23 protein-coding genes and 1 tRNA gene are annotated in these 24,627 nt (G+C 64.7%); 12 read left to right on the forward strand and 12 right to left on the reverse strand.

Annotated features, from left to right (window positions below):
- Positions 1-7 precede the first annotated feature (7 nt).
- A complete protein-coding gene (locus AC4NN3_RS16545; RefSeq protein WP_491928193.1) occupies positions 8-1,228 on the reverse strand; it encodes an MFS transporter in 1,221 nt (406 codons plus the stop codon).
- Between the two features lie 92 nt (positions 1,229-1,320).
- Entirely contained in the window at positions 1,321-1,890 is a 570-nt protein-coding gene (locus tag AC4NN3_RS16550; protein WP_491928194.1) for a DJ-1/PfpI family protein, read from the reverse strand.
- A 203-nt stretch (positions 1,891-2,093) separates the two neighbouring features.
- On the opposite strand from AC4NN3_RS16550, the gene AC4NN3_RS16555 reads away from it, so the two are divergent.
- The 3 genes from AC4NN3_RS16555 to AC4NN3_RS16565 all read left to right on the forward strand — a co-directional run bounded on the left by AC4NN3_RS16555 (position 2,094) and on the right by AC4NN3_RS16565 (position 6,285).
- Entirely contained in the window at positions 2,094-3,560 is a 1,467-nt protein-coding gene (locus AC4NN3_RS16555) for an alanine/glycine:cation symporter family protein (RefSeq protein WP_491928195.1), read from the forward strand.
- 99 nt (positions 3,561-3,659) lie between these two features.
- Positions 3,660-3,736: transfer RNA gene (locus AC4NN3_RS16560), tRNA-Arg, on the forward strand.
- 290 nt (positions 3,737-4,026) lie between these two features.
- A complete protein-coding gene (locus AC4NN3_RS16565; RefSeq protein WP_491928196.1) occupies positions 4,027-6,285 on the forward strand; it encodes a hypothetical protein in 2,259 nt (752 codons plus the stop codon).
- A gap of 21 nt (positions 6,286-6,306) precedes the next feature.
- Here AC4NN3_RS16565 and brxC read toward each other — a convergent pair whose 3' ends face one another.
- Positions 6,307-8,115, reverse strand: a complete 1,809-nt coding sequence (gene brxC / locus AC4NN3_RS16570; protein WP_491928197.1) for a BREX system P-loop protein BrxC — start codon at positions 8,113-8,115, stop codon at positions 6,307-6,309.
- Between brxC and AC4NN3_RS16575 the strand changes: the two genes are divergently transcribed.
- Positions 7,998-8,681 carry a protein kinase domain-containing protein gene (locus AC4NN3_RS16575; RefSeq protein ID WP_491928198.1) on the forward strand — a complete coding sequence of 228 codons (684 nt, stop codon included), beginning with the start codon at positions 7,998-8,000 and terminating at the stop codon, positions 8,679-8,681. The two genes, brxC and AC4NN3_RS16575, sit on opposite strands and share 118 nt — an antisense overlap.
- A gap of 333 nt (positions 8,682-9,014) precedes the next feature.
- Complete coding sequence (locus AC4NN3_RS16580) at positions 9,015-9,380, forward strand: response regulator (RefSeq protein ID WP_491928199.1); 366 nt, start codon at positions 9,015-9,017, stop codon at positions 9,378-9,380.
- 145 nt (positions 9,381-9,525) lie between these two features.
- On the opposite strand, the gene AC4NN3_RS16585 is transcribed toward AC4NN3_RS16580, so the two are convergent.
- Both AC4NN3_RS16585 and AC4NN3_RS16590 read right to left on the reverse strand, forming a co-directional pair.
- Complete coding sequence (locus AC4NN3_RS16585) at positions 9,526-9,870, reverse strand: c-type cytochrome (protein ID WP_491928200.1); 345 nt, start codon at positions 9,868-9,870, stop codon at positions 9,526-9,528.
- On the reverse strand, positions 9,867-10,259 hold the full coding sequence (locus tag AC4NN3_RS16590; RefSeq protein ID WP_491928201.1) for a host attachment family protein: 393 nt from the start codon (positions 10,257-10,259) through the stop codon (positions 9,867-9,869). Before AC4NN3_RS16590 ends, AC4NN3_RS16585 begins: the two co-directional genes overlap by 4 nt.
- A gap of 353 nt (positions 10,260-10,612) precedes the next feature.
- Here AC4NN3_RS16590 and AC4NN3_RS16595 point away from each other — a divergent pair, with 353 nt between their 5' ends.
- A complete protein-coding gene (locus AC4NN3_RS16595; protein WP_491928202.1) occupies positions 10,613-11,110 on the forward strand; it encodes a CAP domain-containing protein in 498 nt (165 codons plus the stop codon).
- Complete coding sequence (locus AC4NN3_RS16600) at positions 11,100-11,321, forward strand: sulfurtransferase TusA family protein (RefSeq protein ID WP_491928203.1); 222 nt, start codon at positions 11,100-11,102, stop codon at positions 11,319-11,321. The genes AC4NN3_RS16595 and AC4NN3_RS16600 overlap by 11 nt, the downstream gene beginning before the upstream one ends.
- A gap of 14 nt (positions 11,322-11,335) precedes the next feature.
- Here the strand turns inward: AC4NN3_RS16600 and AC4NN3_RS16605 are convergent, their stop codons facing one another.
- A complete protein-coding gene (locus tag AC4NN3_RS16605; RefSeq protein ID WP_491928204.1) occupies positions 11,336-12,487 on the reverse strand; it encodes a D-alanyl-D-alanine carboxypeptidase family protein in 1,152 nt (383 codons plus the stop codon).
- 171 nt (positions 12,488-12,658) lie between these two features.
- On the opposite strand from AC4NN3_RS16605, the gene AC4NN3_RS16610 reads away from it, so the two are divergent.
- A complete protein-coding gene (locus AC4NN3_RS16610; protein WP_491928205.1) occupies positions 12,659-13,468 on the forward strand; it encodes a thermonuclease family protein in 810 nt (269 codons plus the stop codon).
- Complete coding sequence (locus tag AC4NN3_RS16615) at positions 13,465-14,946, forward strand: M48 family metalloprotease (RefSeq protein WP_491928206.1); 1,482 nt, start codon at positions 13,465-13,467, stop codon at positions 14,944-14,946. The genes AC4NN3_RS16610 and AC4NN3_RS16615 overlap by 4 nt, the downstream gene beginning before the upstream one ends.
- Here AC4NN3_RS16615 and AC4NN3_RS16620 read toward each other — a convergent pair whose 3' ends face one another.
- The 5 genes from AC4NN3_RS16620 to AC4NN3_RS16640 form a co-directional block, all read right to left on the reverse strand.
- Entirely contained in the window at positions 14,947-15,138 is a 192-nt protein-coding gene (locus AC4NN3_RS16620; protein WP_491928207.1) for a Flp family type IVb pilin, read from the reverse strand.
- A 29-nt stretch (positions 15,139-15,167) separates the two neighbouring features.
- Positions 15,168-15,572 (reverse strand): (deoxy)nucleoside triphosphate pyrophosphohydrolase, encoded by a 405-nt coding sequence (locus tag AC4NN3_RS16625; protein ID WP_491928208.1) that lies wholly within the window; start codon positions 15,570-15,572, stop codon positions 15,168-15,170.
- The gene (locus AC4NN3_RS16630; RefSeq protein ID WP_491928209.1) at positions 15,569-16,318 is read right to left on the reverse strand and encodes a GNAT family N-acetyltransferase; all 750 of its coding nucleotides are present in this window, start codon (positions 16,316-16,318) and stop codon (positions 15,569-15,571) included. The genes AC4NN3_RS16625 and AC4NN3_RS16630 overlap by 4 nt, the downstream gene beginning before the upstream one ends.
- A 2-nt stretch (positions 16,319-16,320) precedes the next feature.
- Positions 16,321-17,553: a bifunctional glutamate N-acetyltransferase/amino-acid acetyltransferase ArgJ gene (gene argJ / locus AC4NN3_RS16635; protein ID WP_491928210.1), complete on the reverse strand. Its 1,233-nt coding sequence runs from the start codon at positions 17,551-17,553 to the stop codon at positions 16,321-16,323.
- Between the two features lie 162 nt (positions 17,554-17,715).
- The gene (locus AC4NN3_RS16640; protein ID WP_491928211.1) at positions 17,716-18,633 is read right to left on the reverse strand and encodes a peptidylprolyl isomerase; all 918 of its coding nucleotides are present in this window, start codon (positions 18,631-18,633) and stop codon (positions 17,716-17,718) included.
- Positions 18,634-19,006: 373 nt separating this feature from the next.
- Here AC4NN3_RS16640 and secA point away from each other — a divergent pair, with 373 nt between their 5' ends.
- Positions 19,007-21,763, forward strand: coding sequence for a preprotein translocase subunit SecA (gene secA, locus AC4NN3_RS16645; protein ID WP_491928212.1), 2,757 nt, complete (start codon positions 19,007-19,009; stop codon positions 21,761-21,763).
- Positions 21,764-21,847: 84 nt separating this feature from the next.
- Here the strand turns inward: secA and AC4NN3_RS16650 are convergent, their stop codons facing one another.
- On the reverse strand, positions 21,848-23,206 hold the full coding sequence (locus AC4NN3_RS16650; RefSeq protein ID WP_491928213.1) for an MATE family efflux transporter: 1,359 nt from the start codon (positions 23,204-23,206) through the stop codon (positions 21,848-21,850).
- Between the two features lie 237 nt (positions 23,207-23,443).
- Here AC4NN3_RS16650 and AC4NN3_RS16655 point away from each other — a divergent pair, with 237 nt between their 5' ends.
- Both AC4NN3_RS16655 and AC4NN3_RS16660 read left to right on the forward strand, forming a co-directional pair.
- Positions 23,444-24,223 (forward strand): AzlC family ABC transporter permease, encoded by a 780-nt coding sequence (locus AC4NN3_RS16655; protein WP_491928214.1) that lies wholly within the window; start codon positions 23,444-23,446, stop codon positions 24,221-24,223.
- On the forward strand, positions 24,213-24,521 hold the full coding sequence (locus AC4NN3_RS16660; RefSeq protein ID WP_491928215.1) for an AzlD family protein: 309 nt from the start codon (positions 24,213-24,215) through the stop codon (positions 24,519-24,521). Before AC4NN3_RS16655 ends, AC4NN3_RS16660 begins: the two co-directional genes overlap by 11 nt.
- Positions 24,522-24,627 lie beyond the last annotated feature (106 nt).

Genomic DNA, 24,627 nt, shown 5'->3' on the forward strand with positions numbered 1-24,627 from the left:
CAGCAGACTAGGCCGGCAGGGGCTCGCCCTGCCGGTCCACTGCCGCCGGTGGCGGAAAGGCCAGCGCCAGCGCTGCGGCGGCCAGGCCAATGGCGGCAGAGCTGATATAGAGCCACTGGTAATCCCCGAAGCTGTCAAAGATCCAGCCACCGCCCACCGGGCCGAAGGCCATGCCGATGGCCGAGGTCATGGTAATGCCGCCCAGCACCGCCCCCATCACCTGGGGCGGGAAATAGTCGCGCGCCAGCACGGCATAGAGCGGCATCACCCCGCCATAGGCCATGCCCAGCACAGCGGCCAGCATGTAGAAATCGCGCAGCTGGGTGACATAGATATAGGCAAAGATCCCCGCTGCCTGCAGGAGCAGGCCGGCAATGATCACCCGCTTGACGCCGAGCCGGTCTGCCGAGAGGCCAAACAGCAGCCGCCCGAACAGGCCCGCCACGCCCTCGACGCTATAGATGCTGGCCGCCGCCAGCGCCGAGGCGCCGCAGATCATGGCATAGCTGACGGTGTGAAAGATCGGCCCGGAATGGGCGGCGCAGCACAAAAAGAACGTGCCGGCCAAAACGATGAACTGCGGCGTGCGGACAATGGCGCCGATGCGGCTGGGCTGGGACTCTGCTGTCGCTGCGCCGCCCGCCCTGCTCGTGCTGGCGGCCGCAACCGGCGCCTGCCGCAGCAGCAGCGCCACCGGCACGATGATGGCCACCGCGCCCACCGCGATCATCCCCATGGCGCTGCGCCAGCCATGCATCTCGATCAGCACGCTGGCCAAAGGCGTCACCACCATGGGCGCCACGCCGCCGCCGATCGAGACCAGCGAGACGGCCAGACTCCGATTGGCATCGAACCAGCCGATCACATTGGCCATCAGCGGCGCAAAGAACGCGCCCGCCGCCGCCCCGATCAGCACGCCATAGCTGAGCTGGAACATGACAAGGCTGCTGGCCTGGCTGGCCAGCAGCAGGCCCAGCCCGAGCATCGCCGTGGCGATCAGCACCACCGGTCGTGCCCCGATGCGATCGCTGAGACTCCCCCAGAAGAACCCGGCCACGCCCATGACCAGAAAGCCCAGCGTCATCGCCCCGGAAATCCCGGCCCGGCCCCAGCCGGTTTCCTCGGCAATGGGTTGCAGATAGACCGGCAGCGCGAACATCGACCCTGCCGCCACGCAGGAGATTACCGCCCCCGCCGCCACGATGACCCAACCATAATGCCTGCTCATGTTTCGCCCTCCCGGCGCCCAAATCATAGCCACGACGGGCCGGCAGGAGAAGGATCGACAAGGCGGCAACAATATCGGTTGAATTCGTCGGCTCAGGCGGCCCGGTGCTCGGCGGCATACAGGCCGAGATAAAACGCCAGGTTGTCGTCGTGCCGCCCCAGACTCGCCATCACTGCGGCCATGAAGCTGACCGGCGCCGTGCCGGGGGCGGTGACCACGCCGCCATCGCTGACAGCGGCCGGCACCTGCTGATAGAGCGCCGCCCCGGCATAACCGGTGGCTGTCAGCGCATCGGGACCATTGCCGGTATGGCGGACCTGGTCGAGCAGTCCGGCCCGCGCCAGCGCCAGCGTGCCGTCGCAGATGGCCGCCACCAGCCCGCCCGCCGCCCGGACGGCCCGCGGCAGGTCGCCCAGTTCGGGGGCATCTGGCGCAGTCCAGGCCGTGCCGCCATTGAGCACCAGGGCATCCACGGCACCCGGGTCAATGTCAGCAATGGCGAGGTCGGGCGTGACCCGCAGGCCGCCGGCCGAGATGACCGGTCGGCCGCCCGGCGTGGCAAACAGCGTATCGACCTCGTAATATTGCCGCGCCACGGCATTGAGCAGCGCGGTTTCCCAATCGGCATAGCCGGGGGTCAGAAGGGTGACGATGGTGGTCATGACAATGTCTCCGGTGCGCTGATGCCCCAGACTGGCCAAGAGCCGCGTCAGTTCCTGTCAGCACGCCTTTGGCCGGAGCCGGCAGTGGCGGCGCCAGGGCTGTCAGGCGCGCCGCCGGCCCGGCCGGCCGGCGGATACGAACGATAAGGGTTGAGCTGGGCCCGCTGACCACCTAGCCTGCCCTCTTTGGAGGGTTAGGCGACATGGACCAGTTACGACTTCTATTCAGCCTGATCGAGGACTTCACCTGGGGTTGGTCGCTCATACCCATCCTGGTGATTTTCGGCTGCTTCATCACCGTCATGAGCGGCTTCGTCCAGTTCGAATATTTCGGCCGCATGTTCCGGGTCCTCTCCTCCAAGAACCTGAGCAGCGACCCCAATGCCATCAGCGCCCGCGAGGCGCTGCTGGTCTCTGTGGGGGGCCGGGTGGGCGGCGGCAATATTGCCGGCGTCGCCGTGGCGATTACCCTGGGCGGTCCCGGCGCGGTATTCTGGATGTGGGCGGTGGCGCTGATCGGCATGGCCACCAGCCTGGTCGAGGCCTCGCTGGCCCAGCTCTACAAGCGCTCCAATGGCGACGGCACCTATCGCGGCGGGCCCGCTGCCTACATCATCCATGGGCTGGGCGCGCAATATCGCTGGCTGGCGGTGGTCTATGCCATCTGCCTGCTGGCCGCCTTCGGCTTTGGCTTCAACGCCTTCCAGGGCAATACCTTTGCCGGCGCCGCCCAGGACAGCCTGGGCATCGACCGCGTCTGGAGCGGCATCTTCCTGGCCATCATCACCGGCTTCATCGTCTATGGCGGTATCCGCCGCATCGCCAAGGCGGCCGATATCATCATCCCGGTCATGGCCTTTGTCTATATCGGCATGGCCCTGCTGGTGATCCTGCTGAACCTGACCGCCCTGCCCGGCATGCTCTGGTCGATCATTGCCAATGCCTTTGGTCTGGAGGAGGTCGTTGGCGGCGGCATCGGCGCCGCCCTGGCCCAGGGCCTGCGGCGCGGCCTGTTTTCGAACGAGGCCGGGCTCGGTTCGGCCCCCAATATCGCGGCCACCGCCGAAGTGCGCCATCCGATCAGCCAGGGCATCACCCAGTCGTTTTCCGTGTTCATCGACACCATCGTGGTCTGCTCCTGCACGGCTTTCATCATTCTGCTCAGCCCGGTCTATGTCCCCGGCGCCGAGGGCATTGATGGCGTCGTGCTGACGCAACAATCCCTGGTCAGCCATCTGGGCAGCTGGTCGCAATATTTCCTGACCTTTGCCATCCTGCTGTTTGCCTTCAGCTCCATCATCTACAATTATTACCTCGGCGAGACGGCGCTCAAGGTCATGACCAAGAGCAATGCGGCGCTGCATGGCCTGCGCATCGCCATTGTCGCCGTGGTCTTTCTGGGCGCCTCGGCGCCCGGCGCCACGGCGGTGTTCTTCTTCTCCGACCCGGTCATGGGCGTGCTCGCTCTGGTCAACCTGATGGCCATCATGATGCTGTTTCCGGTGGCGCTGCGGGTGCTCAGCGACTTCCGCGCCCAGCTCAGGCGGGGCGTCGCGCGGCCGGTTTTCGAGCCCGCCCGGTTCAGCGATCTCGACATCGATCCAACCGCCTGGCCCTATGCCACCAGCCCCGAGCACCGGGCCAGCAGCGCCCAGGCGCCGCCGACCTGACGCGGCGCCGGCATGCAGAACTCAGCAGGGACCCTTGCAGCGCGGTGCGGCGCAATGAGGGTTCCACTGGCTCGGCGCATTTGCTATTCGATCAGGCGTGGTCTCGTAGCTCAGTTGGATAGAGCACAGGATTCCTAATCCTGGGGTCGTGGGTTCGAATCCCGCCGAGATCACCACCTGCCCCTCGATTGTGTCGCTCCAAATCATAACTGAATCGATTCCAAAAAATTCTGAGTCGACTCCAAGGATGGTTGAGTCGATCAACCCGCTGGAAAATCTTGCCTTCCCTTGAAAATGGCAAGATTTTTCCACAGCCTGTAGCTCCACGTCTCGACCCGAAAACACCGGAATCCGACGTCAAAAACAACCCTTGCACACGCAGCTACAGCAAATTCCCGTTCGTTAGCTTCTGGGTAACCCGACTCGTTCAAATCGCGCGCGTTTCAAGTCGTAACGCGAGATGCCGATGCCCAAGCCTGCCCTGACACCCCGCATGATCTCGGATTATTGCAGCCTGCGCCTAGCGAAAGTACTCGAAGCCAACGAGCGTCAGGCGATAGCCCGGTATCTGGTGGATCTTCTCGAGTTGATGGCCTTCCCGCCATATCGCGGGAAATGGGTGGAATGGGCAGATGTCGCGGTGGCCTCGGGCGTGGAGAAGGACCGGCTGATCGGTGCGAAGCACCAGCTTCAGCCCGTATTCGACGCGGTTTCCCGTGCCGTCGCCATGCAGGAGGCTTCGCCACCTCCGCCAGTCAAGGCAGCCCTCGGGCGCAAGCCGGCGGATAGGCCCGTGGTGGCGACCGGCAAGAAGCGCGGACCGAAGCCAAAAGCCATCGTGGAGTTTCCGGCGCCCCTGTGGACGGAATGGGAAGAGCCCGCAACCCTCTCCGAGGCCCTGGTGCTGCACATGCGTCGCCATGGGGATAGCGTGCGGCACCTGTTTCTGGCGCTCGAGGCTTCCGGCAGTGCCCAGGACCACCGGACGCTGATGAAATGGTGCACCGGCCAGCTCTTGCCGCGAACGGTCCAGAGCTTTGGAGTATTGGCGGCGATCGAGCGGAGGTATGGATTGCCAGCCGGATACTTCAAATCCATGGTCCCGAGCGGCGCCAAGGCCACGTACGGGTTCCAGCTCGATGGCATTCCCACCGCGGAACGCCGCCGGCTGGCTTGGCATCTGCCAGATGATTTCATGAGCCGCTCGAAAGCCGAGCAGGACGAGATCCTGGCATGGGTACGCCGCGTGATCATCTCCGGGTCGACCGATTACCGCCGCTACCAGGCCGAGGCCATGAAGCAGCGCTATGCTGTCCGCTTCACTGCATTCCAGGGCCGCCCACGCAAGGCTTCCGCTGCAGCCAACGACCACGATCATGATGGCGAGCTCGACGCCGAACTCGAGACGGGAGTTGTCGACGCGCCGGCGGCGCTGGACCGCGAGATGAACGAGCTGCTCCGCTTCAAGACCGCGACGTTGACCGCTTTCGGCTTCCAGCGGAATGGGGTCTGGAACGGCGAGACCGCTTCCCAGAAGGTCGAACATCTCGGGCTGATGTTCGGTGCCCTGGCATCCGATCCGCGCAGCACCGTGAAAGGCTGCGGTGTCCCTCTCGATAGCCTGTGCTTCGCCATGCTGGTCTTCCCTGCCGTCTGGGACTGGTATCTGCAATGGCGGGAGCGGCGCCGCGGCTTCTATACCAAGTGGGAAGTCGACATGCTCAGCGTTGTCCTGAGCATGACGCGAGCCGATACCGGATGGATACGGCAGACGCGGGCACTGGCCGATCGCCTTCGACCCATCCCTGGCTTGGTTTCGGAACAGGACATCGCCGGTGCCCGCGATGACTGGAATGCAGCATGCGATTCCTTCCACAAGCATGCGCGCCACCGGATCAAGGAGATCCAGCGTGTCGCGCGCATCCACCGCGACCCGTTCGAACCGATCCTGCCGGTACTGGAATCCGCGAGCCCGGTCGGCGAGTACCGCAAGATCACCGAGGAGATCGTGCGCCTGATGCCGGACGAGCGCCGGTATCCCCGGGCTGCCGCCGAGGCCGTCAGGTCGTTCCTGCTGCTACGTTTGGGCATGCACCTGGGCCTACGCCAGCGGAACCTGCGGGAACTCCTGGTGTGCCCCCGTGGTCGCTTGCCGACCTCCGAGAGGCACCTCGAGGACAGGAAGCGCGGCGAACTGCGCTGGAGCGACCGCGATCAGGGCTGGGAAGTCCTGATCCCATCGGTCGCCTTCAAGAACTCGACGTCGTCGTTCTTCGGGTCGAAGCCGTTCCGGCTGGTCCTGCCCGACCTGGCCGGTCTCTATGACATGATCGAGGCCTACCTCGACCGCCACCGGGCGCGCCTCATCGGCAATGCCGCCGACCCCGGTACGTTTTTCGTGAAATCCGTCAAGAAGACCAGCGCGGACGCCTCCTACAACCAGAACACGTTCTATGAAGCCTGGCGCCTGACCATCCAGCGCTACGGCATCTACAACCCCTACACCGGGCGCGGGGTCATCCGGGGCTTGCTGCCCCACGGCCCGCATAACGTCCGTGACGTGCTGGCCACCCACATCCTCAAGCAGACCGGCTCATACGAGCAGGCCAGCTACGCCATCCAGGACACGCCCGACATGGTCGCCAAGCATTACGGGCGCTTCCTGCCGCAAGACAAGGCAGCGATCGCGGCGAAGATACTCAATCAGGTGTGGGAGGCGGCGTAAGGACGAAAGCGAATGTTGGAGCTATGTGCAGGGCGTTGCCGAAAATACCGAGCCACTCAGCACTTGCTCAACATCTGACTTGTTTACCGCTGATCCCGGCGTAACCCCGACGAGGTCAATTCGTCCGTAGGGGCCGGCAGCGTTCAGCGGAAAATCGTAGAACGAGTGATTTCCCTGTTTAATCCAGGGCCCTCCAAAATTCTCAAACCGCTTGATGAGGAGCCGCACCTCACCCTCGGTGCGGTATTCCTCAGGTAAGTAGAAGGCGATCATCCTCGATAAGCCACTCAGGGTCTGCGCATAGATGCGGTTGGAGTCGGCCTGCTTCGGATCGAAGGAATTCCGGGTCTGGTCCCAGTCGTCCTCCGCCGGCGTCGGGATCTGGTAGCCGTCCTTCTTGTTCCGGACGAAGAGCTCCTTCTCCAGTTGCGCGAGCGCCTCGCGGACCTCGCTCAAACGGGAGTCGGCGTCGACGCTCTCATGCAAGGCCGCGGCGATGTTCTCGGCGGACCGGTGGACGCTCTTTACGAACTGCAGCAGGCATACGACCTTGGCCACAGCCGGTGCCAACGGATGGTTTACCTTGGAGGGGATCGAGGCGATCTTGGCTCGAATGTCCGAGGCGATATTGCCCTCGACCAAGTCATATATCTGATCCAAGCGGACCAAAGCGCCGACTTCGGCATCAGCAATCCGGGTCTGAGGGTGGATCAGCAACTGCTGGGCCAGCTTGATGATCGTCCGGTTGGCGCCGCCAACGTGCTTGCTGGCGCCACCTTGGGTTCGCAACCCCGACACGATCTGGATGATCAGATCGATCTGGTAAGGCAACAACGGATATAGGTCGATAAACGACTGGCGGTCGATTTCCGGCAACGTGATGTCCGCACTCAGCCTGGTATGCTGCACCATCCGACCGCGATTGGCTTCGAAGAGATCTCCGAGCAACTTCTCTGCGACACCATTTTTCAACAGCACGCGCCTGCTAGTCACCTCCGAGATGTCTGATGGCTCCAGATGCACCTGAAGGGGAAACCGATCCATAAGGCGCGCAAGTTCGATTTTCGAGCTGTCCAGACCGCTGACCAGCTCGTCCAGGCGCTCTTGAGACGTAACCGTGATCCAATGCTTGCCTCGTCCTTTGACACCAAGCTGCTGCACGACTGCTTGGAGATCCAGCATCTTCTGCACATCTCGGGCGACGAACTGGCCGACTTCGTCTACCACGAACATCAGCGACTGGCCGGGTTTGTGGCGGGCCATGAGCTCGACGATGCGATCCGCCAGCTTCCCCGGGGAGATGTCGTTGCGGTTGTTCGCGACCTTGGCGAAACTGTCCGCCGCGGGGAAAGTCGCGGGGGTCATGCTGTGCAGCGTCCGGCTCGCTTCGTTCAAGGCGAACATCACGCTGCGCTTGCGATCGTCCCACTCCCGTCCGGTCTCGGCCTTGAAGGCGGCCTTGAAGCCTTCGAACGAGCCTTCCTGCTCGAGCGTGATTTCGAGCTCCGAGAGGTCGAGATCCTCTGAATAGCCCAGGCTCTTGAGGAAGAGCTTGTACATGATCTCGCTGAGCATCTGGTTGCCGCTGCGGATGCCACGGTCGGTGGAGACGTCGAAGATCACGGTGTGCGTCGGGATGTGCTCGTTGATGGCCTTCAACACCACCGACAGCTTGTCGTCGCGAGCGCGTTCGAGGAAGCGGTCGGCTATCGATGATGATCCAACTCGCCGAAGGTTTGGCACATTGCCACACCAGGGGCTTGGTTCATCAAGACCTGAAGCCAGAAAACATATTCGTCCGTGATCTGCGTTCGAGCTTTTCCCTGCCACCGACCGATTTATGGTTGCGCCCCTTGGTTGCAGATTTCGGCAGCGTGAATCTTGCCTCCGAAGCTGGCGAGTATACAGGTTCCCGCCCGTACATGGCACCTGAGCAATGGCATCAGGATGAGCTTGGCGAATGGACTAGTGTTTTCGTCCTCGGAATTATGCTCCACGAAATAATGTCACGTGGAGTTCACCCCATGGGGGAGCGTAGCAACGACTGGCATCGCAAGATTAATCCTGGCTTCAACCGCTGGCAGCAGAACAAGCGATGGCGCAGCTGGGTGAACGCCGGTTGCCCGATCTTGCATCCGCTACCTGATACCGATCTCGCTCGACTGGTCGAGACTTGCTTGGCGATAGCCCCAGGACAACGCCCATCGTTGCGCGATTTTCAGACAAAGCTATTCGACCTGTTGAACCACCGTTCGGCTGAAGCGGCGCGGCAGGTCGGCCTGTTTCTACAAACGGCCCAGAGCCAAAGCGCAGCAGAGGAATGGCTATACCTTCAAAGAAACATCGAGGGTCTAGAGCGAGCCATTGGCGAGCACTATCCATCGACCGTTACATGATTTTTCAGGCACAGCTGACAAAGACATATGCTCGATCTATTCGATCGAACTCACCGACTCAGAAATCCTTGTTTCCGCGCGAAATCGACTCAGAACTCCTTGGCGAACCGACTCAGTGTTTTTTGGCTGATTACGTGATATCAAAGGGTTAGCCGACTCAGGTTTTCTTGGTCCCGACAGATTGCGTGTGGATAATTTCCGCTCCCGATGTCCCGCCCGGTGCAGCGGTGACGGGAAAGCTGCGCGTGCAGGATTTAAATCCGCCGCGCAAGGATCGATGTTGGGATCGGTACGTTTGTGTATTTGCGTCGCATGACAACAAGGAGCGATGCCATGACAGACACCATCTCCGTCCTGATCGTTGAAGATGACCGTCTCATTCTCTGGGATATCGCCGACCGGATCGAGGCTGAAGGCTACAAGGTGTACCAGGCGCCCGATGCGGACGCCGCCATCGCCTTGCTCAGCCACCACCACGACATCCGCCTGGTCTTCACCGATATCGACATGCCGGGGCCGATGAACGGTCTCGAGCTGGCAGCCTCGGTGCATGACCGCTGGCCACCGGTCAAGATCATCGTCACCTCCGGACAGCACCGTGCCGACATTGCCGACCTGCCCGATGGCAGCATGTTCTTCAGCAAGCCCTATGCCCATGTCGCCGTGCTCGGCTCCATGCGGCAAATGCTGGCCGCCTAGAGCATTTCACCGTTTCGTTGAAACGGCGCAATGGCTCTAGCTCTTTGATTCGTCGCGTTTTCGAATCGCAAAAGTGGAGCCACTTTTGCTGAAAACGCTCTGGCCGTACCCCTGCCTGTCGCCGCCTGCCGATGACCCAGTTCGCCTAGACCTGCGGCTCCAGCGACTTGAGATAGGCCACGATGGCGGCGGCCTGTTGCGGGTCGAACTCGAATTGCGGCATATCGGGATGGGCGGTGACAATGCCCTCGACCAGCGCCTCGCTGAGGAACTCGACGTCATAACGCCAATAGAGCTCGCGAAAGCGCGGCGCCGGCGGCAACGGGCTGTCGCCCGTCGCCCCCACCGCGTGACAGTCGGCGCAATACATCGTCACCAAGGCCTGCCCGTCCGCCACCGGATCGTAATCCTGCGCCAGCACCAGCCCGCCGGCAGCCAGCGGACCGAGCCAGCCCGCCAGCGCCAGAGCCATGCTCAGGAGGGTCTTCATGCGCCCCGGATCGCGGTTTCGACATCGCCGACGGCGTGGCCGGTCAGATCCTTGGCGATTTCACCCAGCAGCTTGGCCGAGAGGGCCTTGTGATAATGCTTGCGCATCTCGCCCAGCGCCCGCGGCGCGGCAATGACGACCAGGCCATGGATCTTGCCATCCAGCACGCCCTTGTTGAGCAGGTCCACGATGCCGGCCGAAAAGCCGTCTTCGCTGACCTGGCCGGGATCGGGATTGCCGGAGGTGGTCTGGCGCGAGCCATGGGCCTCATGGACCTGGCCGTGGTCGGCCGGGGTCAGCTTCAGCTCGGCCTCGTCGCCCGCATTGCGGAACAGGTTGAGCTTTTCGCCATCGGCGACCGCGACTGTCGTGCCCTTGGGTAGCATCATTGGAAGTCTCTCCGAATTCATGTGCAAAAAAGCGACGGCACCATCGCGCAGCAGGACATGCCCGCGCTGCGGCCAAAAGTACTCGTCGGCCACAATTGTGCGCGCCAAGCACGGCGCCATTAAGGTGATGCCGGTTACGCGCCCTCATTCTGGCAAGCACCAGTCTAGGGCCAGCGGCCTCCAGCGCCTTGACCCAAATCAACGCCGATCACCTTTAGGCTATCGCGCCGAGGCGCCATCCCGGCATTAAGGGCACGGCAGGAGACAATGGTGTAAGAGCGGGCAGCACCATGATTTGGCCTTGCTGGCACCCTAAGCGGCCCGCCAGAAGCTTTTTTGACCAGGATTGCCCCATGACCGTCTTGCGCCGTATCCAGCCCGCTCTGCTGCCCCTCGCCGCCCTGGCTGCCGCCGTCAGCCTGGCCGCCTGCTCCATGGGCGGCTTCGGTGGTGGCAGCAGCGCCAGCATCCCGCTGGCCGCCGGGCTTTCCGCCCGCATGGACCAGCCGGGGGCGAGCCTCGACCGCGCCCAGGCCGTTGCCATGATCAATGCCTATCGCGCCACCAATGGCCTGCCCGCCCTCACGCCCGACTCAGGCCTCGACGGCACGGCGCAGGCCCTGGCCGACCAGTATGCCCGCACCGGCACGCCGCCCGCCACGCCCCAGGGCCTGGCCGGCATGAAGCTGAGCGCCGGCTACGCCACCTTCGCCGAGACCTTTTCCGGCTGGCGCAACAACCCGGCCGATGCCGCCGGCATGACCACCAATGCCAGCCGGGCCGGCATTGCCGTCAGCTTCAATGCCAGCTCGACCTATGGCACCCATTGGGTGCTCGTCCTTGGTCAGTGACGGCATCGACGCCAGGGGGCTCAAATGCCCCCTGCCGGTGCTGAAAATGGAAAAGCGGCTTGAATCGATGGCGGCGGGCAGCACCCTGACGGTGCTGGCCACCGACCCCATGGCCCGCATCGACATTCCGCTCTATTGCCGCCAGCGCGGCCATGCCTGCACGCTCACCGCCGAGGGCGAGACCCTGAGCTTCACCATCGTCAAGGGCTGAGCCCTGATCCCAGCCTAGAGGCTGCCCGGCCGGGCAAGCGGCATCGGCACGCCATTGCCCGAAACGTCCAGCCCCGGGCGCAGCTCCACCGCCAGCGCGGCTTCGCTGCTGGGCGGGGTGAACCGGGGCAGGTGGGCCGGCCGCGGCCGCGGCAGGTTGACCCCCACCGCGATGCGGCCGAGATCGGTGGCCACATAGGCGCGCGGCGCCACCACGTCATTGAGATAGCTCGGCTGGCCCTTGAGCCCCATGGGAAAGGCGGCCTGCGCCGCCGCGGCATAGGCCTTGGCATCCTTGCCGCAGATCTGCGCCCGCATGTCGACCGGCGGCGCGCCAGGATTATTGCCCAGGGTCAGCACCGTGGCGCCGGTGGGCTGGGCCGAGCCGGACAGGCCCTTGAGGATCAGCTCAGCCGCCCGTTCATTGCGCTCGCGCGCCGACTGGCCGCCCAGCACCACGGCCAGCATCCGGCGGCCATTGCGCTCCACCGTCGCCACCATGTTGAGCCCGGAGGCACAGACATAGCCGGTCTTCATGCCGGTGGTGCCGGCAAAGCTGGTCAGCAATTCATTCTGCGATTCGAGCGTCACCTTGCCCAGCTTGACCGCCTCGGTGCCGAACATCGGCATATATTGCGGGAAGCTCTGCTCGATATAGAGCGCCAGCAGCGCCAGATCGCGCGCCGAGGTATATTGCGCCGGGTCGTGCAGCCCGTTGGGATTGGTGAAATGGCTGGCCGTCATGCCCATGCGGGCGGCCACGTCGTTCATCTTGGCGACAAAGCCCGCCTCGCTGCCACCCACCGTTTCGGCGATCGCCATGGCCACGTCATTGGCCGACTTGACCACCATCACATAGAGCGCATCCTGCAGGGTCAGCGCACTGCCCACCGGCAGGCCGGAACGCGATGGCGCCTGCGCCAAGGCATGCTTGGACAGCACGACGGGCGTGTCGAGACTGATCGTGCCCTTGGCAATTTCCTCGAAGGCCACATAGGCCGTCATCATCTTGGTCAGCGACGCCGGGTGCCAGGGCTGCCCGGCCTCCTCGGCGTAGAGCACGTCGAGCGTTTCCATATCGACCAGCAGCATCGGATTGGCCTCGGCACGACCCAGGCTGAGCAGGGCAAACAGGGCGGCGAGGGCGAATTGACGGACAAGCGACAAGGGAAAAAAGCTCCGGAGGGGGCAGGCAAGGACGGCCCCTCTTACCAGTGCCACCCCGCCTTCTCAAGGAAGCGGCGGCCCTGCTGACAGTCTTTTGACCGGATCAACCATCGGTAATGATTTTTTGCCGCATTTGCGTGCATGGTGAAGCCATTGTTTCCGGGGCCTGATTTGCGCACCTCCAGTCTTGTTCAACTTGCCGCCCTGGCCGCGCTCTCGTCCGTCTCGACTGCGGCCCTGGCCTGCCCCGACCTGGCCATGGTGCCCGGTGGCCTGGTCGTGCAGGTCACCGACGGCGATACCGTGGTGCTCGATGACGGCCGCGTGGTGCGGCTGATCGGCACCCAGGCGCCCAAGCTGCCGCTGGGCCGCGAGGGCTATGAGAGCTGGCCGCTGGCGCCCGAGGCCAAGCTGGCGCTGCAAGCCCTGCTGCTCGACAAGCCGGTGCAGCTTGGCTATGGCGGCGAGCGGGTCGACCGCTATGACCGCCAGCTCGCCCATGTCTTTCTCGATTCCGCCGATGGCCCCGTCTGGGCGCAGCAGGTCATGGTCGCGCAGGGCCTGGCGCGGGTCTATTCCTTCCCCGACAATCGGCAATGTCTCGATTTATTGTTCGCCGCCGAAGGACGGGCCCGGCTCTCCGGCCTTGGCATCTGGCGTGATCCCTATTACAGCGTGCGTGCGGCGGACGCGCCAGGGGAATTGCTCGCCCGGGCCGGCCATTATGAACTTGTTGAAGGCAGGATCCTGCTGGCCGAGGAACGCGGCGGGCGGATCTATCTCAATTTCGGCCGGTTCTGGAAACAGGACTTCACCGCCGTGATCGAGGCGCCGGCCCGCAGGCTGTTTGTGGCAGCGGGCATCGACCCCCTGGTGCTCGACGGCGCCCTGGTACGTGTACGCGGATGGGTGGACGACCGGGATGGTCCACGCATCGAAATTACCCATCCCGAGCAGCTTGAGGTCTTGGCGATACGATGACGGGCAAGGGGCATATCGCGCAGGGTTTGCGCATTGGCGTGCTGGCGACCATCTTGCTGGCCCTGTCGGCCTGCACGACGCTGACCAGTTCCAATATCGCGGTCAGCCAGACCGGCGACCGGCCGGCGCCTGCCGTGGTGCCCGAAGGCACCGATCCCGATGATGCGGTGATCGGCAGCCGCGAGCATCCGCGCATCGTCGCCGCCTATGGCGGCATCTATTCCGATCGCCCGGCCGAGATCATGGTCGCCCGCATTGTCGGCCGCCTGCTCGCCGCCGCCGACCAGCCCAATGCCCAGTTCCAGGTGACGATCCTCGACACCTCCGAGGTCAATGCCTTTGCCCTGCCGGGGGGCTATATCTATGTGACGCGCGGCATCCTGGCCCTGGCCAGCGACACCAGCGAGCTGGCCGCGGTGCTGGCACACGAGATCGCCCACGTCACCCTGCGCCATGCCCGGGCCCGCACCGACCGCACCCGCACCACCGCCATCGTCGATCGCGTCATCACCTCGGTGTTTGGCGGCGATACCTCGAGCGACGCCACCGCCAGCCGGACCCGCGAATCCCTGGCCGCCTTCGGGCAGAACCAGGAACTCGAGGCCGATCGCGAAGGCATCAAATATTCCGGCAAGGCCGGTTATGATCCGCAGGCAGCTGCGCGCTTCCTGGGCGTGATGAGCCGCTTTGCCCGTTTCTCGGCCGGCACGGGCCAGGGCACGGAGGGGTTCCTCTCCTCCCATCCCTCCACCCCCGCCCGCATCCAGAAAGCCATCGACACCGCCAGCACCATGTTCGGCAAGGCCGGCCTGGGCGAAGTCGACCGCGACGGCTATCTGAGCTCGATTGCCGGCCTGACCTTTGGCGACAGCCCCGCCCAGGGCTCCATTGTCGGCCGCCGCTTCCTCAATCCGGCCTCCAAGTTCACCTTCACCGTGCCCACCGGCTATACGCTGCAGAATTCCCCCAGCGCCGTGGTCGGGGTAGCCGGCGATGGCGAAGCCGTGCGCTTTGACAGCGCCGACGTGCAGCCCAGCATGGCGCTGGCCGATTATCTGAAGTCGGGCTGGATCGCCGGGCTCAAGACCGACAGCGTCACCAGCGACACCCGCAATGGCATCGAAATGGCCACCGGCCTTGCCCAGACCGACCAGTGGTTCTTCCGCGTCTCGGTGATGCGGCTGGACGGCCAGGTCTATCGCTTCATCTTTGCCGCCAAGGCCGACAGCCCCCGCTTTGCCCAGGGCGCCGACGCCACACTGGCCAGCTTCCGCCGCACCACCGAAAGCGACCTGTCCGCCATCCGCAAGGTGGCCGTCCGCGTGGTCACGGCCAAGGCCGGCGACACGGCCGACAGGCTGGCCGCCCAGATGAACGCGCTGACGCGCGGCACTGAACTGTTCTACATCATCAATGACCTCTATCCCGGCGACCCGGTGCAGGTCGGCGAGCAGTACAAGATCGTCACGCTGCAATAGCTAGTCTATCTTGGCGGTCTGGTCGGTCAGGGTGCCGGCGGTGCCATTGTTGAACAGGCCATTGACGCTGTTGCCCAGCACGCTGAAGGTGCCGATGATGGCCACGGCGATCAGCGCCGCCAGCAGGCCATATTCAATGGCGGTGGCGCCGCTTTCATCGACAACAAACATACGGATCTTCGTGGCCGTCATGCATATTCCCCAAGGTCGAACGCGCTTGCCTAGAGCAGATCGCACAAGGCGGCGATCAGCGGCAGGTCTGCCGGCGGCATGGCATAGTCGCGCAGCGCCTGCGGTCGCACCCATTTAAGGGCCATGTGTTCCCGCGGCGCCGGCATGCCCTGCCACTTTCGGCACACATAAAGTGGCATCAACAGGTGAAATTTCTCGTAAGAGTGACTGGCAAAACTGACCGGTGCCAGGCAGGCCGTCTGCGTGGTGACGCCCAGCTCTTCCTCGAGCTCGCGGATCAGCGCCGCCTCGGGCGTTTCCCCCGGCTCGATCTTGCCGCCGGGAAATTCCCACAGTCCCGCCATGGCCTTGCCTTCCGGCCGCTGGGCGATCAGCACGCGGCGGTCGGCATCGACCAGGGCGCCGGCGACGACAAGAAGGATCGACTGGCTCATGGCGTCTCCGGAACCCGGTAGTGATAGTCATATTGCCGTGCATAGCCGAGCCCGCGATAGAGCGCCTGGGCGCCGGCATTGTCGGCCTGCACATTGAGCGCGGCGATCCGCGCCCCGGCGGCATGGGCCCAGGCATGGCCGGTGCGCATCATGGCAGCGGCGTGGCCCTGACGGCGCCGGCTGGCATCGGTCACCACATTGCCGGTGACGACAATGCCATCGGCAATGGCCATCAGCGCGGTGGCGACCGGCGCGCCATCATCATCATGCAGCACCACGCCGCAGGCCTGCACCTGCATGGCGGCCAGCAGCGCATCGAGCTTGCCGAGCCGTTCATCGCTATAGCCGGCCAGGCGCTGCTGCACCGCCAGAAAGGCCGGATCGCGCACCGCATGGATCCGCCCGCGCGCATCGGCCTCGACCGGGTCCAGCGCCATGGCAAACTGATAGCTGGCGTCAATGCTGCGCCAGCCCAGCCGGTCCAGCGCCGCGGCGAGGTGCGGGCCGGCCAGCGGCGTCATGCGGAAGACCGGGGGCAGGTCGCGGGCCGTGAACCAGGCCACGGCCTGGGCAATGCGGGCCTCGACATCCCCGTCATCGGTCGGGTCGAGGCACTGCACCGAATTGGCCCGCTTGGTATAGCCGCCGGCCGCCCGGCGCACCCAGCCGCCATCCCAGTCAACCTCGATGCCGGGCCAGGCGGCAAGGCCGCCCCGCTCGAAAACCGCCGCGTCAGGCAGGGTCATGGCTAACTCCGGTAATCGCCATTGATGGTGATATAGCCATGCGTCAGGTCGCAGGTATAAACCGTCGCCCGGCCCTCGCCGAGCCCCAGGCTCACGGTGAGTTCGAGATCCTCGCCCTTCATATAGGCGCTGGTGGCGGCCTCGTCATAGATCGGGGCGCGTTCGCCATCCTTGGCCACCAGCAGGTCGCCGAAGCGGATCGACAGCTTGTCGCGATCGGCCGGCTCGCCCGCCTTGCCCACGGCCATCACCACGCGGCCCCAATTGGCGTCCTCGCCGGCAATGGCGGTCTTGACCAAAGGCGAGTCGGCGATCGACTTGGCAATGCGGAAGGCCGAGGCGTCGGACGTGGCGCCCTCGACATGCACCGAGACCTGCTTGGTGGCGCCTTCGCCATCGCGCACCACCTGGATGGCCAGGTCGAACAGCACGTCGCGCAGCGCCTCGCCAAAGATCTCGGCGCGCGGATCATCGAGGCTCTCGATCGGCTCGACCGCCGCCTTGCCGGTGGCAAAGGCCAGCAGCGTATCGGAGGTGGAGGTGTCGCTGTCCACGGTAATGGCGTTAAAGCTCGTGGCCACATGCCGGCTCAGCAGCGCCTGCAGCACCGGGGCGGCAATCGGCATGTCGGTGACGACAAAGCTGAGCATGGTGGCCATGTCCGGCGCGATCATGCCCGATCCCTTGGCAATGCCGTTGATGCGCACCTCGACGCCGTCGATATCGAGCGTCGCGCCAAACAGCTTGGGAAAGGTATCGGTGGTCATGATGGCCTTGGCCGGGTCCATCCAGGGCGTGTCACCCAGCCGGGTCGCCATCGCGTCGAGCACGCCGGCAAACTTGTTGGCGTCGAGCGGCTCGCCGATCACCCCGGTCGAGGCGAGGAAGATTTCGGCAGTGGCGCAGCCCAGCGCCTTGGCGGCCAGTTCGGCCGTCAGCTGCACGCTGGCCTGGCCCTTGGCGCCGGTAAAGGCATTGGCATTGCCCGAATTGACCACCAGGCCCCGCGCCAGCCCGCCGGGCAGGTTGGCCTTGCACCAGTCGACCGCCGCCGAGGAGCATTTTGACTTGGTGACCACGCCCGCCGCGGTCGTGCCCGCGTCAAAGGCCATCAGCAGCACGTCGGTGCGGTTCTTGTACTTGATGCCCGCTTCGGCCGTGGCAAAGCGCACCCCGGCGATGGCCGGCAGTTCCGGATAGGATTTGGGGGCGAGCGGGGAAACCGGGTGGGCCATCGGACGAACTTTCCTGGGGAGCGGACAGGCCTTGGGTTTGCCCGAAACAGGCGCCATTCGCAAGCGGTCAGCCGCATCCGCAGGCGGGTCGCCGGGCCACCAGTACCGTCATCCGGCTGGGCGATGAGGCCGGGGGCTGCTGGCCCCCGGCGCCTGATCGGTCTACTGCGCGGCGGGCGGGGCCGTCTCGCTCTGGCCGGCAACGGCAGCGGCCAGCGCGGCATCGGGGATGTCGACAGCAACCCCTTCCATCAGCTTGGCGACAGTCTCGTCAAAGGTGGTCATCAGCAGCTGCTGTTGCAGCTGCGGCGCCACCTGCTCGAATTCTGGCGGCGCGGATTCGCGCTTTTCTTCCAGGCGGATCACATGCCAGCCGAACTGGGATTCCACCGGCTCGGAAACCTGGCCGATATCGGTCAGGGCAAAGGCTGCCGCTTCAAACGGGGCCACCATGCTGCCGGCGCCGAAAAAGCCCAGATCGCCGCCATTGGCCGCGCCTGGATCGATCGACTTTTCCTTGGCCAGGGTGGCAAAATCGGCGCCGCCATCGAGCTGGGCCTTGACCGCCTTGGCCTCTTCCTCGGTTGGCACCAGAATATGGCTGGCGCGGATTTCCGGCGCGGGCGTGAAGCCGGCAACGAATGTGTCATATTCTGCGCGCACCGCTTCTTCGGTGACGCCGGCGGCAATCTGCTCGGCAAAATAGGCGCGGCGCAGGCTGCGATCCTTGAGATATTCGAGACGCTGCTGGAACAGCGGCGTATCGGCCATGCCGGCAGCGGCGCCGGCCTGGGCCATCACCTTCATGTCGATCAGCACGCGCAGCAGGAAGGGCTTGCGCTGGTCGGGCGGCATCTGCTGCAGTTCCTGCGACAGGTCCTCGGCGGCAAAGCTGAGATCGGCTTCGGTAATGGGCGAACCGGCCACGGTGGCGATCACGGTTTCGGGCAGGACCGCAGCCACGGGCGCGGCGGCGGCCGGCGCGGCATCCTGGGCCAGAGCGGGCGTCAGCGCCGTCGCGGCCAGCATGGCGGCCAGCAGGCCGGCAGTGCGCACGAAGCGCCGGGGGAAAAACGTCATCGTATCGATCTCCTTGGCCGATGCTGCCTGACGGCAGCCGGCGAATTGGTGGCGGGCAATTGCGGGCCACAGATTTCTGACTGGCTGGCTGACACGATAACGGGGCAAAAATGCGCCGGGCCGTCCTGCGTCACCAACCAAAGGGCATTGGCCCCATTTCTGCCCGGATTCCGGCAGCTCACGGCAGGTGTCGCCGATTTCGCTGGCGTTGACAAGACAAGGCCTCGCTCTTACATCTCACGCGCTTTTCCGTCGCTCGGCGGAGATACATACATTCAAAGCCCGAAAGGCTTTCTCATCGCGCTGACGATGGCCTGCGGGGCTCGACCCGCCCCCCAAACTGCGCCCGATGAGTCATCGAAGGACCTGACATATGGCACTTGCTGCACTCGCCCGGCGGATTTTCGGGTCGACATCCGACCGGCACGTCAAGCGGTATCAGGGCAAGGTCGCCGCCATCAATGCGCTCGAGAGCGAGCTCGAGCAGCTCAGCGACGCCGCACTGCAGGCCCGCACCGCCGAATTCAAGGCGCAGCTGCAAAACGGCGCCGATCTCGATGATTTGATCGTCCCCGCCTTTGCGACCGTGCGCGAGGCATCCAAGCGCGTGCTGGGCATGCGCCACTTCGACGTGCAGCTGATCGGCGGCATGGTGATGAATGAGCGCGGCATTGCCGAAATGCGCACCGGCGAGGGCAAGACCCTGGTGGCGACGCTGCCCATGTATCTCAATGCCCTGACCGGCAGGGGCACCCATCTGGTAACCGTCAACGACTACCTGGTGCGCCGCGACGCCGCCTGGATGGGCCAGGTCTACAATTTCCTCGGCCTGACCACCGGCATCATCGTGCACGGCATGAGCGATATCGAGCGCAAGGCCGCCTATGCCGCCGACATCACCTACGGCACCAATAACGAGCTCGGCTTCGACTATCTGCGCGACAACATGAAATATACCCGCGAGCAGATGGTGCAGCGGGGCCATGCCTTTGCCATTGTCGACGAAGTCGACTCCATCCTGATCGACGAGGCACGCACGCCGCTGATCATTTCGGGTCCTTCCGAAGACCGCACCACGCTCTACACCACCATCGACGCGCTGATGCCCATCATCGAGGAGGGCGACTTCGAGCTCGACGAGAAGCAGCGCTCGGCCACCTTTACCGATGCCGGCATCGAAAAGCTCGAGGCCCGGCTGGCCGCCGACGGCCTGCTCAAGTCCGAGTCCATGTATGACGTGGAAAACGTCGCCCTGGTGCACCACGCCAATTCGGCTCTGCGTGCCCATAAGCTCTTCCGCAAGGACAAGGACTACATCGTCCGCCAGACCCCCGAGGGCGGCGAAGTAGTGATCATCGACGAGTTCAGTGGTCGCATGATGCCGGGCCGCCGCTATTCGGAAGGCCTGCACCAGGCGCTCGAAGCCAAGGAACACGTCAAGATCCAGCCGGAAAACCAGACCCTGGCCTCGATCACCTTCCAGAACTATTTCCGCCTCTATGAGAAGCTGGCCGGCATGACCGGTACGGCCGCCACCGAGGCCGAGGAATTCGCCGACATCTACAAGCTCGACGTGGTGACCATTCCCACCAACCTGCCGGTGATGCGCGTCGATGACGAGGACGCCATTTTCCGCACGGCCGAGGAAAAGTTCAACGCCATCGCCGATCTGATCAAGCAGTGCCAGGACCGCGGCCAGCCCGTGCTGGTGGGTACCACCTCGATCGAAAAATCCGAAATGCTGGCCGAGCTGCTGCGGGCCAAGAATGTCGGCTCCATGAACGTGCTCAATGCCCGCCATCACGAGCAGGAAGCCTTCATCGTCGCCGATGCCGGCCTGCCCGGCGCCATCACGATTGCCACCAACATGGCCGGCCGCGGCACCGACATCCAGCTCGGCGGTAATCTCGAAATGCGCATCGAAAAGGAGGCCGCCGGCCTCGAAGGCGAAGCGCGCGACGCCAAGATCGCCGAGATCAAACGCACCATTGCCGAGGACAAGGCCAAGGCGCTGGCCGCCGGCGGCCTGATGGTGATCGGCACCGAGCGCCATGAAAGCCGCCGCATCGACAACCAGCTGCGCGGCCGTTCCGGCCGTCAGGGCGATCCGGGCCATTCGGCCTTCTTCCTGAGCCTGCAGGACGACCTGATGCGCATCTTCCCCGTCGACAGCATGGATTCCATGCTCGGCAAGCTGGGCCTCGAACAGGGCGAATCCATCACCCATCCCTGGGTGTCCAAGGCCATCGAACGGGCCCAGGGCAAGGTCGAGGCGCGCAATTTCGACATCCGCAAGAACATCCTGAAATACGACGACGTGATGAACGATCAGCGCAAGGTGATCTTCGAACAGCGCCTCGAAATGATGGATGCCGAAGACATTTCCGAGATCGTCGGCGACATGCGGCGCGATGTGGTGGAAACCATCGTCACCAAGGCCATTCCGCCACGCGCCTATCCCGAGCAGTGGAAGACCGAGCAGCTGCAGGCTGCTGCCAAGACCTATCTCAATATCGACGTGCCGGTGCAGGAATGGGCCGACGAGGAGGGCATCGACGCCGAGATCGTCACCCAGCGCCTGATCGACGCCGCCGACGCCCATGCCGCCGCCAAGGAAGCCCGCACCATTGCCGCCATGGCAGCAGCCGGGTCGGCCAACCCAACGGTGATGCGCCAGGTGGAAAAATCCATCGTGCTGCAATCGATCGACGGGCTGTGGCGCGAGCACCTGGTGACGCTCGATCACCTGTCCAAGGTGGTTGGCTGGCGCGGCATTGCCCAGCGCGATCCGCTCAACGAATACAAGCAGGAAGCCTATGAGCTGTTCCATAGCCTGCTGGAAAACCTGCGCGAACTGGTGACCACCCAGCTCAGCCATGTCGAGCTGCAGCCGCGCCCGGTGGCGCCGCCGCAGCCCGATCTCAGCGCCCTGCGCGAAACCCATATCGACCCGCTGACCGGCGAGAACGATGCCGATGGCGGCGACACCATTGCCGACTCGCTGGGCGCCACCGGCAGCGATCCCTCGCTGCGCCCCATCGATCCCAAGCTGCTGGTCGGCGTGGCCCGCAACGCCCCCTGCCCCTGTGGCTCGGGCAAGAAGTTCAAGCACTGCCACGGCCAGTTCTAGACAGCTCAGCAGGCCTTGACCCCAAACAAAAGCCCCGGACCGCGGTCCGGGGCTTTTGCGTTTCGGGGGGAGGCTGACGCCGGCTCAGACCAGCGCCACAATAGTCTTCTTGCGCCATACCAGCAGGTACCAGGCGCCCTGCAGCACCAGCATCATGGTAAATCCGGCCGCCATGGCCACCCAGATGCCGCTCAGGCCCAGGCTGGTCTGGCTGAGCACAATCGCGCCGGGCAGCTCAATGCCCAGGATGCAGAACAGCGACAGCACCATCGGCGCGATCACCGTGCCGCTCGAGCGCATGACGCCGGAAAACACCACGCTGCCGCCAAAGGCGACGATGCTCCACAGCACCACATGCAGCAGCGTCTCGGCCATGTCGACCACCGCCGGATCGGTGATGAACAGCGCCACCAGATGCTGGCTGAACAGATAGGCCAGCAGCACCAGCGAGCCGGTGATGATCACGTTGAGCACCAGCCCGGTGCGGGTAATGGCGCCGAGCTGGTCGATCTTGCCGGCGCCGATCGCCTGGGCCCCGAAGATCGAGGCGGCAATGCCGATCGACATGGCCGGGAACTGCACATAGCTCATCACCTGGCCCAGCGCCCCATAGGCCGCCGTGGCATCCGAGCCGAAGCGGTTGACCAGCCCCACCACCACAATGCCTGAGACGGACGACACCACCATCTGCAGCCCGGCCGGCAGGCCCAGGCGCAGGATCAGGCCGAGCAGCCTGAAATCGGGATGCAGCATGGCGGCCAGCAGCTTGGCATCGGGCGCCAGCGGCAGGCTTCGGGCCCGCAGATAGACAAACAGGAACACCAGCACGGTCAAAAAGCCGGAGATGGAGGCCGCCGCGGCCGCATTGACGCCCAACTGCGGCAGGCCGAACCAGCCCTGGATCAGCGCTGGCGTCACCAGCGCAGTGACGGCCAGCGACAGGATCAGCGAGAACAGCGGCGTCATGGTATCGCCCACCCCGCGCAGCACCGACGTGGCCACGATGAACAGGAAAAAGCCGGGCATGCTGGCCAGCATGATGCGCGCATAGCTGGCGGTGATCGGCGCAATATCGGCCGGCACGCCCAGCACGCTCAGGATCTGCTCGGTCCAGGTCACCCCGACCACCGCCACCACCACGCCCATGACAAAGGCCGTCATCAGCGTGGTGCCGGCCACCTGCTTGACCTTGTCGATATTGCGCGCGCCCCAGGCCTGGCCGATCAGCACGGTTGAGCCCGACGACAGCCCGATGAGGAAGCTGAGCAGGAAGAACAGGATGGGAAAGAAGGTCGCCGTGGCCGCCAGCGCATCCACGCCGATCATCTGTCCGACATAGATCGCGCTGACCGTGCCCGACAGCGCCTGCAGGATATTGGCCGCCATCAGCGGCAGCAGGAAAATCACGAACCGCTGCCAGAGCGGGCGGGACTGCAAAATCATTTAAAAAACTCCAAGCATTCAACCGACGCGTCACGTCACGGCCCCAAAATGCATGAGGTCAGCAAGATTGTCGGACCGCTGCGGGGACCTGTTCACACCCCCATCAAGGGGGATGCCGGCTGGACGGGCGCTGGTGGCGTGGCAATGACGCGCCCGTCTCTACGCCCGGCGCACCGGGGCGTCAACGCCGAGCGACGCGGCGATCATCGCCGGTCATGACCCCGATCACTACTTGTCATGACCCAGAGCAACTTTGCCGATGCGCCAGGCCTGCCGGCCCGCTATCTCTTGGTCATGACCACCGATTCCACCCGGCCCCGTGATCTTGCCGCCCCGTTTCTCGCCGGCGCCCGCGCCTGCCTGCCCGTGGTCATCTCGGTGGGCGCCTATGGCCTGGTCTGGGGCGTGCTGGCGCGCGGCGCCGGCCTGACCACGCTCGACGTGCTGCTGATGAGCGGCCTGGTCTTTGCCGGCTCGGCCCAGTTCGTCGCGCTCGACCTGTGGCACGCCACGCCCGCCAGCCTGCCCATCGGCCCGCTGATCATCGCCGCGCTCATCATCAACCTGCGCTACCTGCTGCTGACCGCGACGCTGCGCCCGCTGTTTCCCCCCGGAAGCGTCGGTCGCAGCGCCGGATTGATGTTCTTCGTCTCCGACGAGAACTGGGCCATCACCATGCTGGCCATGCAGCGCGGCACCGGCAGCGTCGCCTTCCTGCTCGGCGGCGGCGTGCTGACCTATACCGTCTGGATGGCGACCACCCTGCTCGGCCACCAGCTCGGCTCGGCCATCGATGATCCGGCTCGCTACGGCCTCGACTTCGCCTTTACCGCCGCCTTCCTGGCGCTGCTGCTGGGCATGTGGAAGGGCCGGGCCGACCTGCTCCCCTGGACCGTCGCCGCGCTCAGCGCCATCCTGGCCGCCAGACTGATCGAGGGCAGCTGGTATATCCTGATCGGCGGCATCACCGGCAGCCTTGCCGGTGCCTTTGCCGACAGGGCACGCCATGTGGACTAGCCCCGAAGCGCTGCTGGCCATTGCCGGCATGGCCCTGGTGACGCTGGCCACCAAGGCCTGCGGCTTGCTGCTGGCCAATCGGCTGCCGCGGCACGGCTTTGCCGCCGCCTGGCTCCGCCACGTACCCGGCGCGGTGCTGGCGGCCCTGGTGGCGCCGGCCCTGGTCGGTGGCAGCCTCGCCGACATCATCGCCGCCGCAACCACGACGCTGGCCTATTGGCTGACCAAAAACCTCCTTGCCGCCATGGCCATGGGCGTACTCACCGTCTATCTGGCCCGCCTGGCACTGGCTGGCTGAGCCACCGCAAAACCCCGTTGCAGACCAACCCATCCTGGTTTAGAGACCATGCCGTGCCCCTCTGGCGGAATGGTAGACGCAGAGGACTCAAAATCTTGGAGAGATA

Source organism: Devosia sp. MDV22-iso42, assembly GCF_058629155.1.

Bases quoted from the DNA above. Each gene is read 5' to 3' on its own strand.
- AC4NN3_RS16545 (WP_491928193.1), bottom strand. From the start codon at position 1,228: ATGAGCAGGCATTATGGTTGGGTCATCGTGGCGGCGGGGGCGGTAATC.
- AC4NN3_RS16550 (WP_491928194.1), bottom strand. From the start codon at position 1,890: ATGACCACCATCGTCACCCTTCTGACCCCCGGCTATGCCGATTGGGAA.
- AC4NN3_RS16555 (WP_491928195.1), top strand. From the start codon at position 2,094: ATGGACCAGTTACGACTTCTATTCAGCCTGATCGAGGACTTCACCTGG.
- AC4NN3_RS16565 (WP_491928196.1), top strand. From the start codon at position 4,027: ATGCCCAAGCCTGCCCTGACACCCCGCATGATCTCGGATTATTGCAGC.
- AC4NN3_RS16575 (WP_491928198.1), top strand. From the start codon at position 7,998: ATGATGATCCAACTCGCCGAAGGTTTGGCACATTGCCACACCAGGGGC.
- AC4NN3_RS16580 (WP_491928199.1), top strand. From the start codon at position 9,015: ATGACAGACACCATCTCCGTCCTGATCGTTGAAGATGACCGTCTCATT.
- AC4NN3_RS16585 (WP_491928200.1), bottom strand. From the start codon at position 9,870: ATGAAGACCCTCCTGAGCATGGCTCTGGCGCTGGCGGGCTGGCTCGGT.
- AC4NN3_RS16590 (WP_491928201.1), bottom strand. From the start codon at position 10,259: ATGATGCTACCCAAGGGCACGACAGTCGCGGTCGCCGATGGCGAAAAG.
- AC4NN3_RS16595 (WP_491928202.1), top strand. From the start codon at position 10,613: ATGACCGTCTTGCGCCGTATCCAGCCCGCTCTGCTGCCCCTCGCCGCC.
- AC4NN3_RS16615 (WP_491928206.1), top strand. From the start codon at position 13,465: ATGACGGGCAAGGGGCATATCGCGCAGGGTTTGCGCATTGGCGTGCTG.
- AC4NN3_RS16620 (WP_491928207.1), bottom strand. From the start codon at position 15,138: ATGACGGCCACGAAGATCCGTATGTTTGTTGTCGATGAAAGCGGCGCC.
- AC4NN3_RS16625 (WP_491928208.1), bottom strand. From the start codon at position 15,572: ATGAGCCAGTCGATCCTTCTTGTCGTCGCCGGCGCCCTGGTCGATGCC.
- AC4NN3_RS16630 (WP_491928209.1), bottom strand. From the start codon at position 16,318: ATGACCCTGCCTGACGCGGCGGTTTTCGAGCGGGGCGGCCTTGCCGCC.
- argJ (WP_491928210.1), bottom strand. From the start codon at position 17,553: ATGGCCCACCCGGTTTCCCCGCTCGCCCCCAAATCCTATCCGGAACTG.
- AC4NN3_RS16640 (WP_491928211.1), bottom strand. From the start codon at position 18,633: ATGACGTTTTTCCCCCGGCGCTTCGTGCGCACTGCCGGCCTGCTGGCC.
- secA (WP_491928212.1), top strand. From the start codon at position 19,007: ATGGCACTTGCTGCACTCGCCCGGCGGATTTTCGGGTCGACATCCGAC.
- AC4NN3_RS16650 (WP_491928213.1), bottom strand. From the start codon at position 23,206: ATGATTTTGCAGTCCCGCCCGCTCTGGCAGCGGTTCGTGATTTTCCTG.
- AC4NN3_RS16655 (WP_491928214.1), top strand. From the start codon at position 23,444: ATGACCCAGAGCAACTTTGCCGATGCGCCAGGCCTGCCGGCCCGCTAT.
- AC4NN3_RS16660 (WP_491928215.1), top strand. From the start codon at position 24,213: ATGTGGACTAGCCCCGAAGCGCTGCTGGCCATTGCCGGCATGGCCCTG.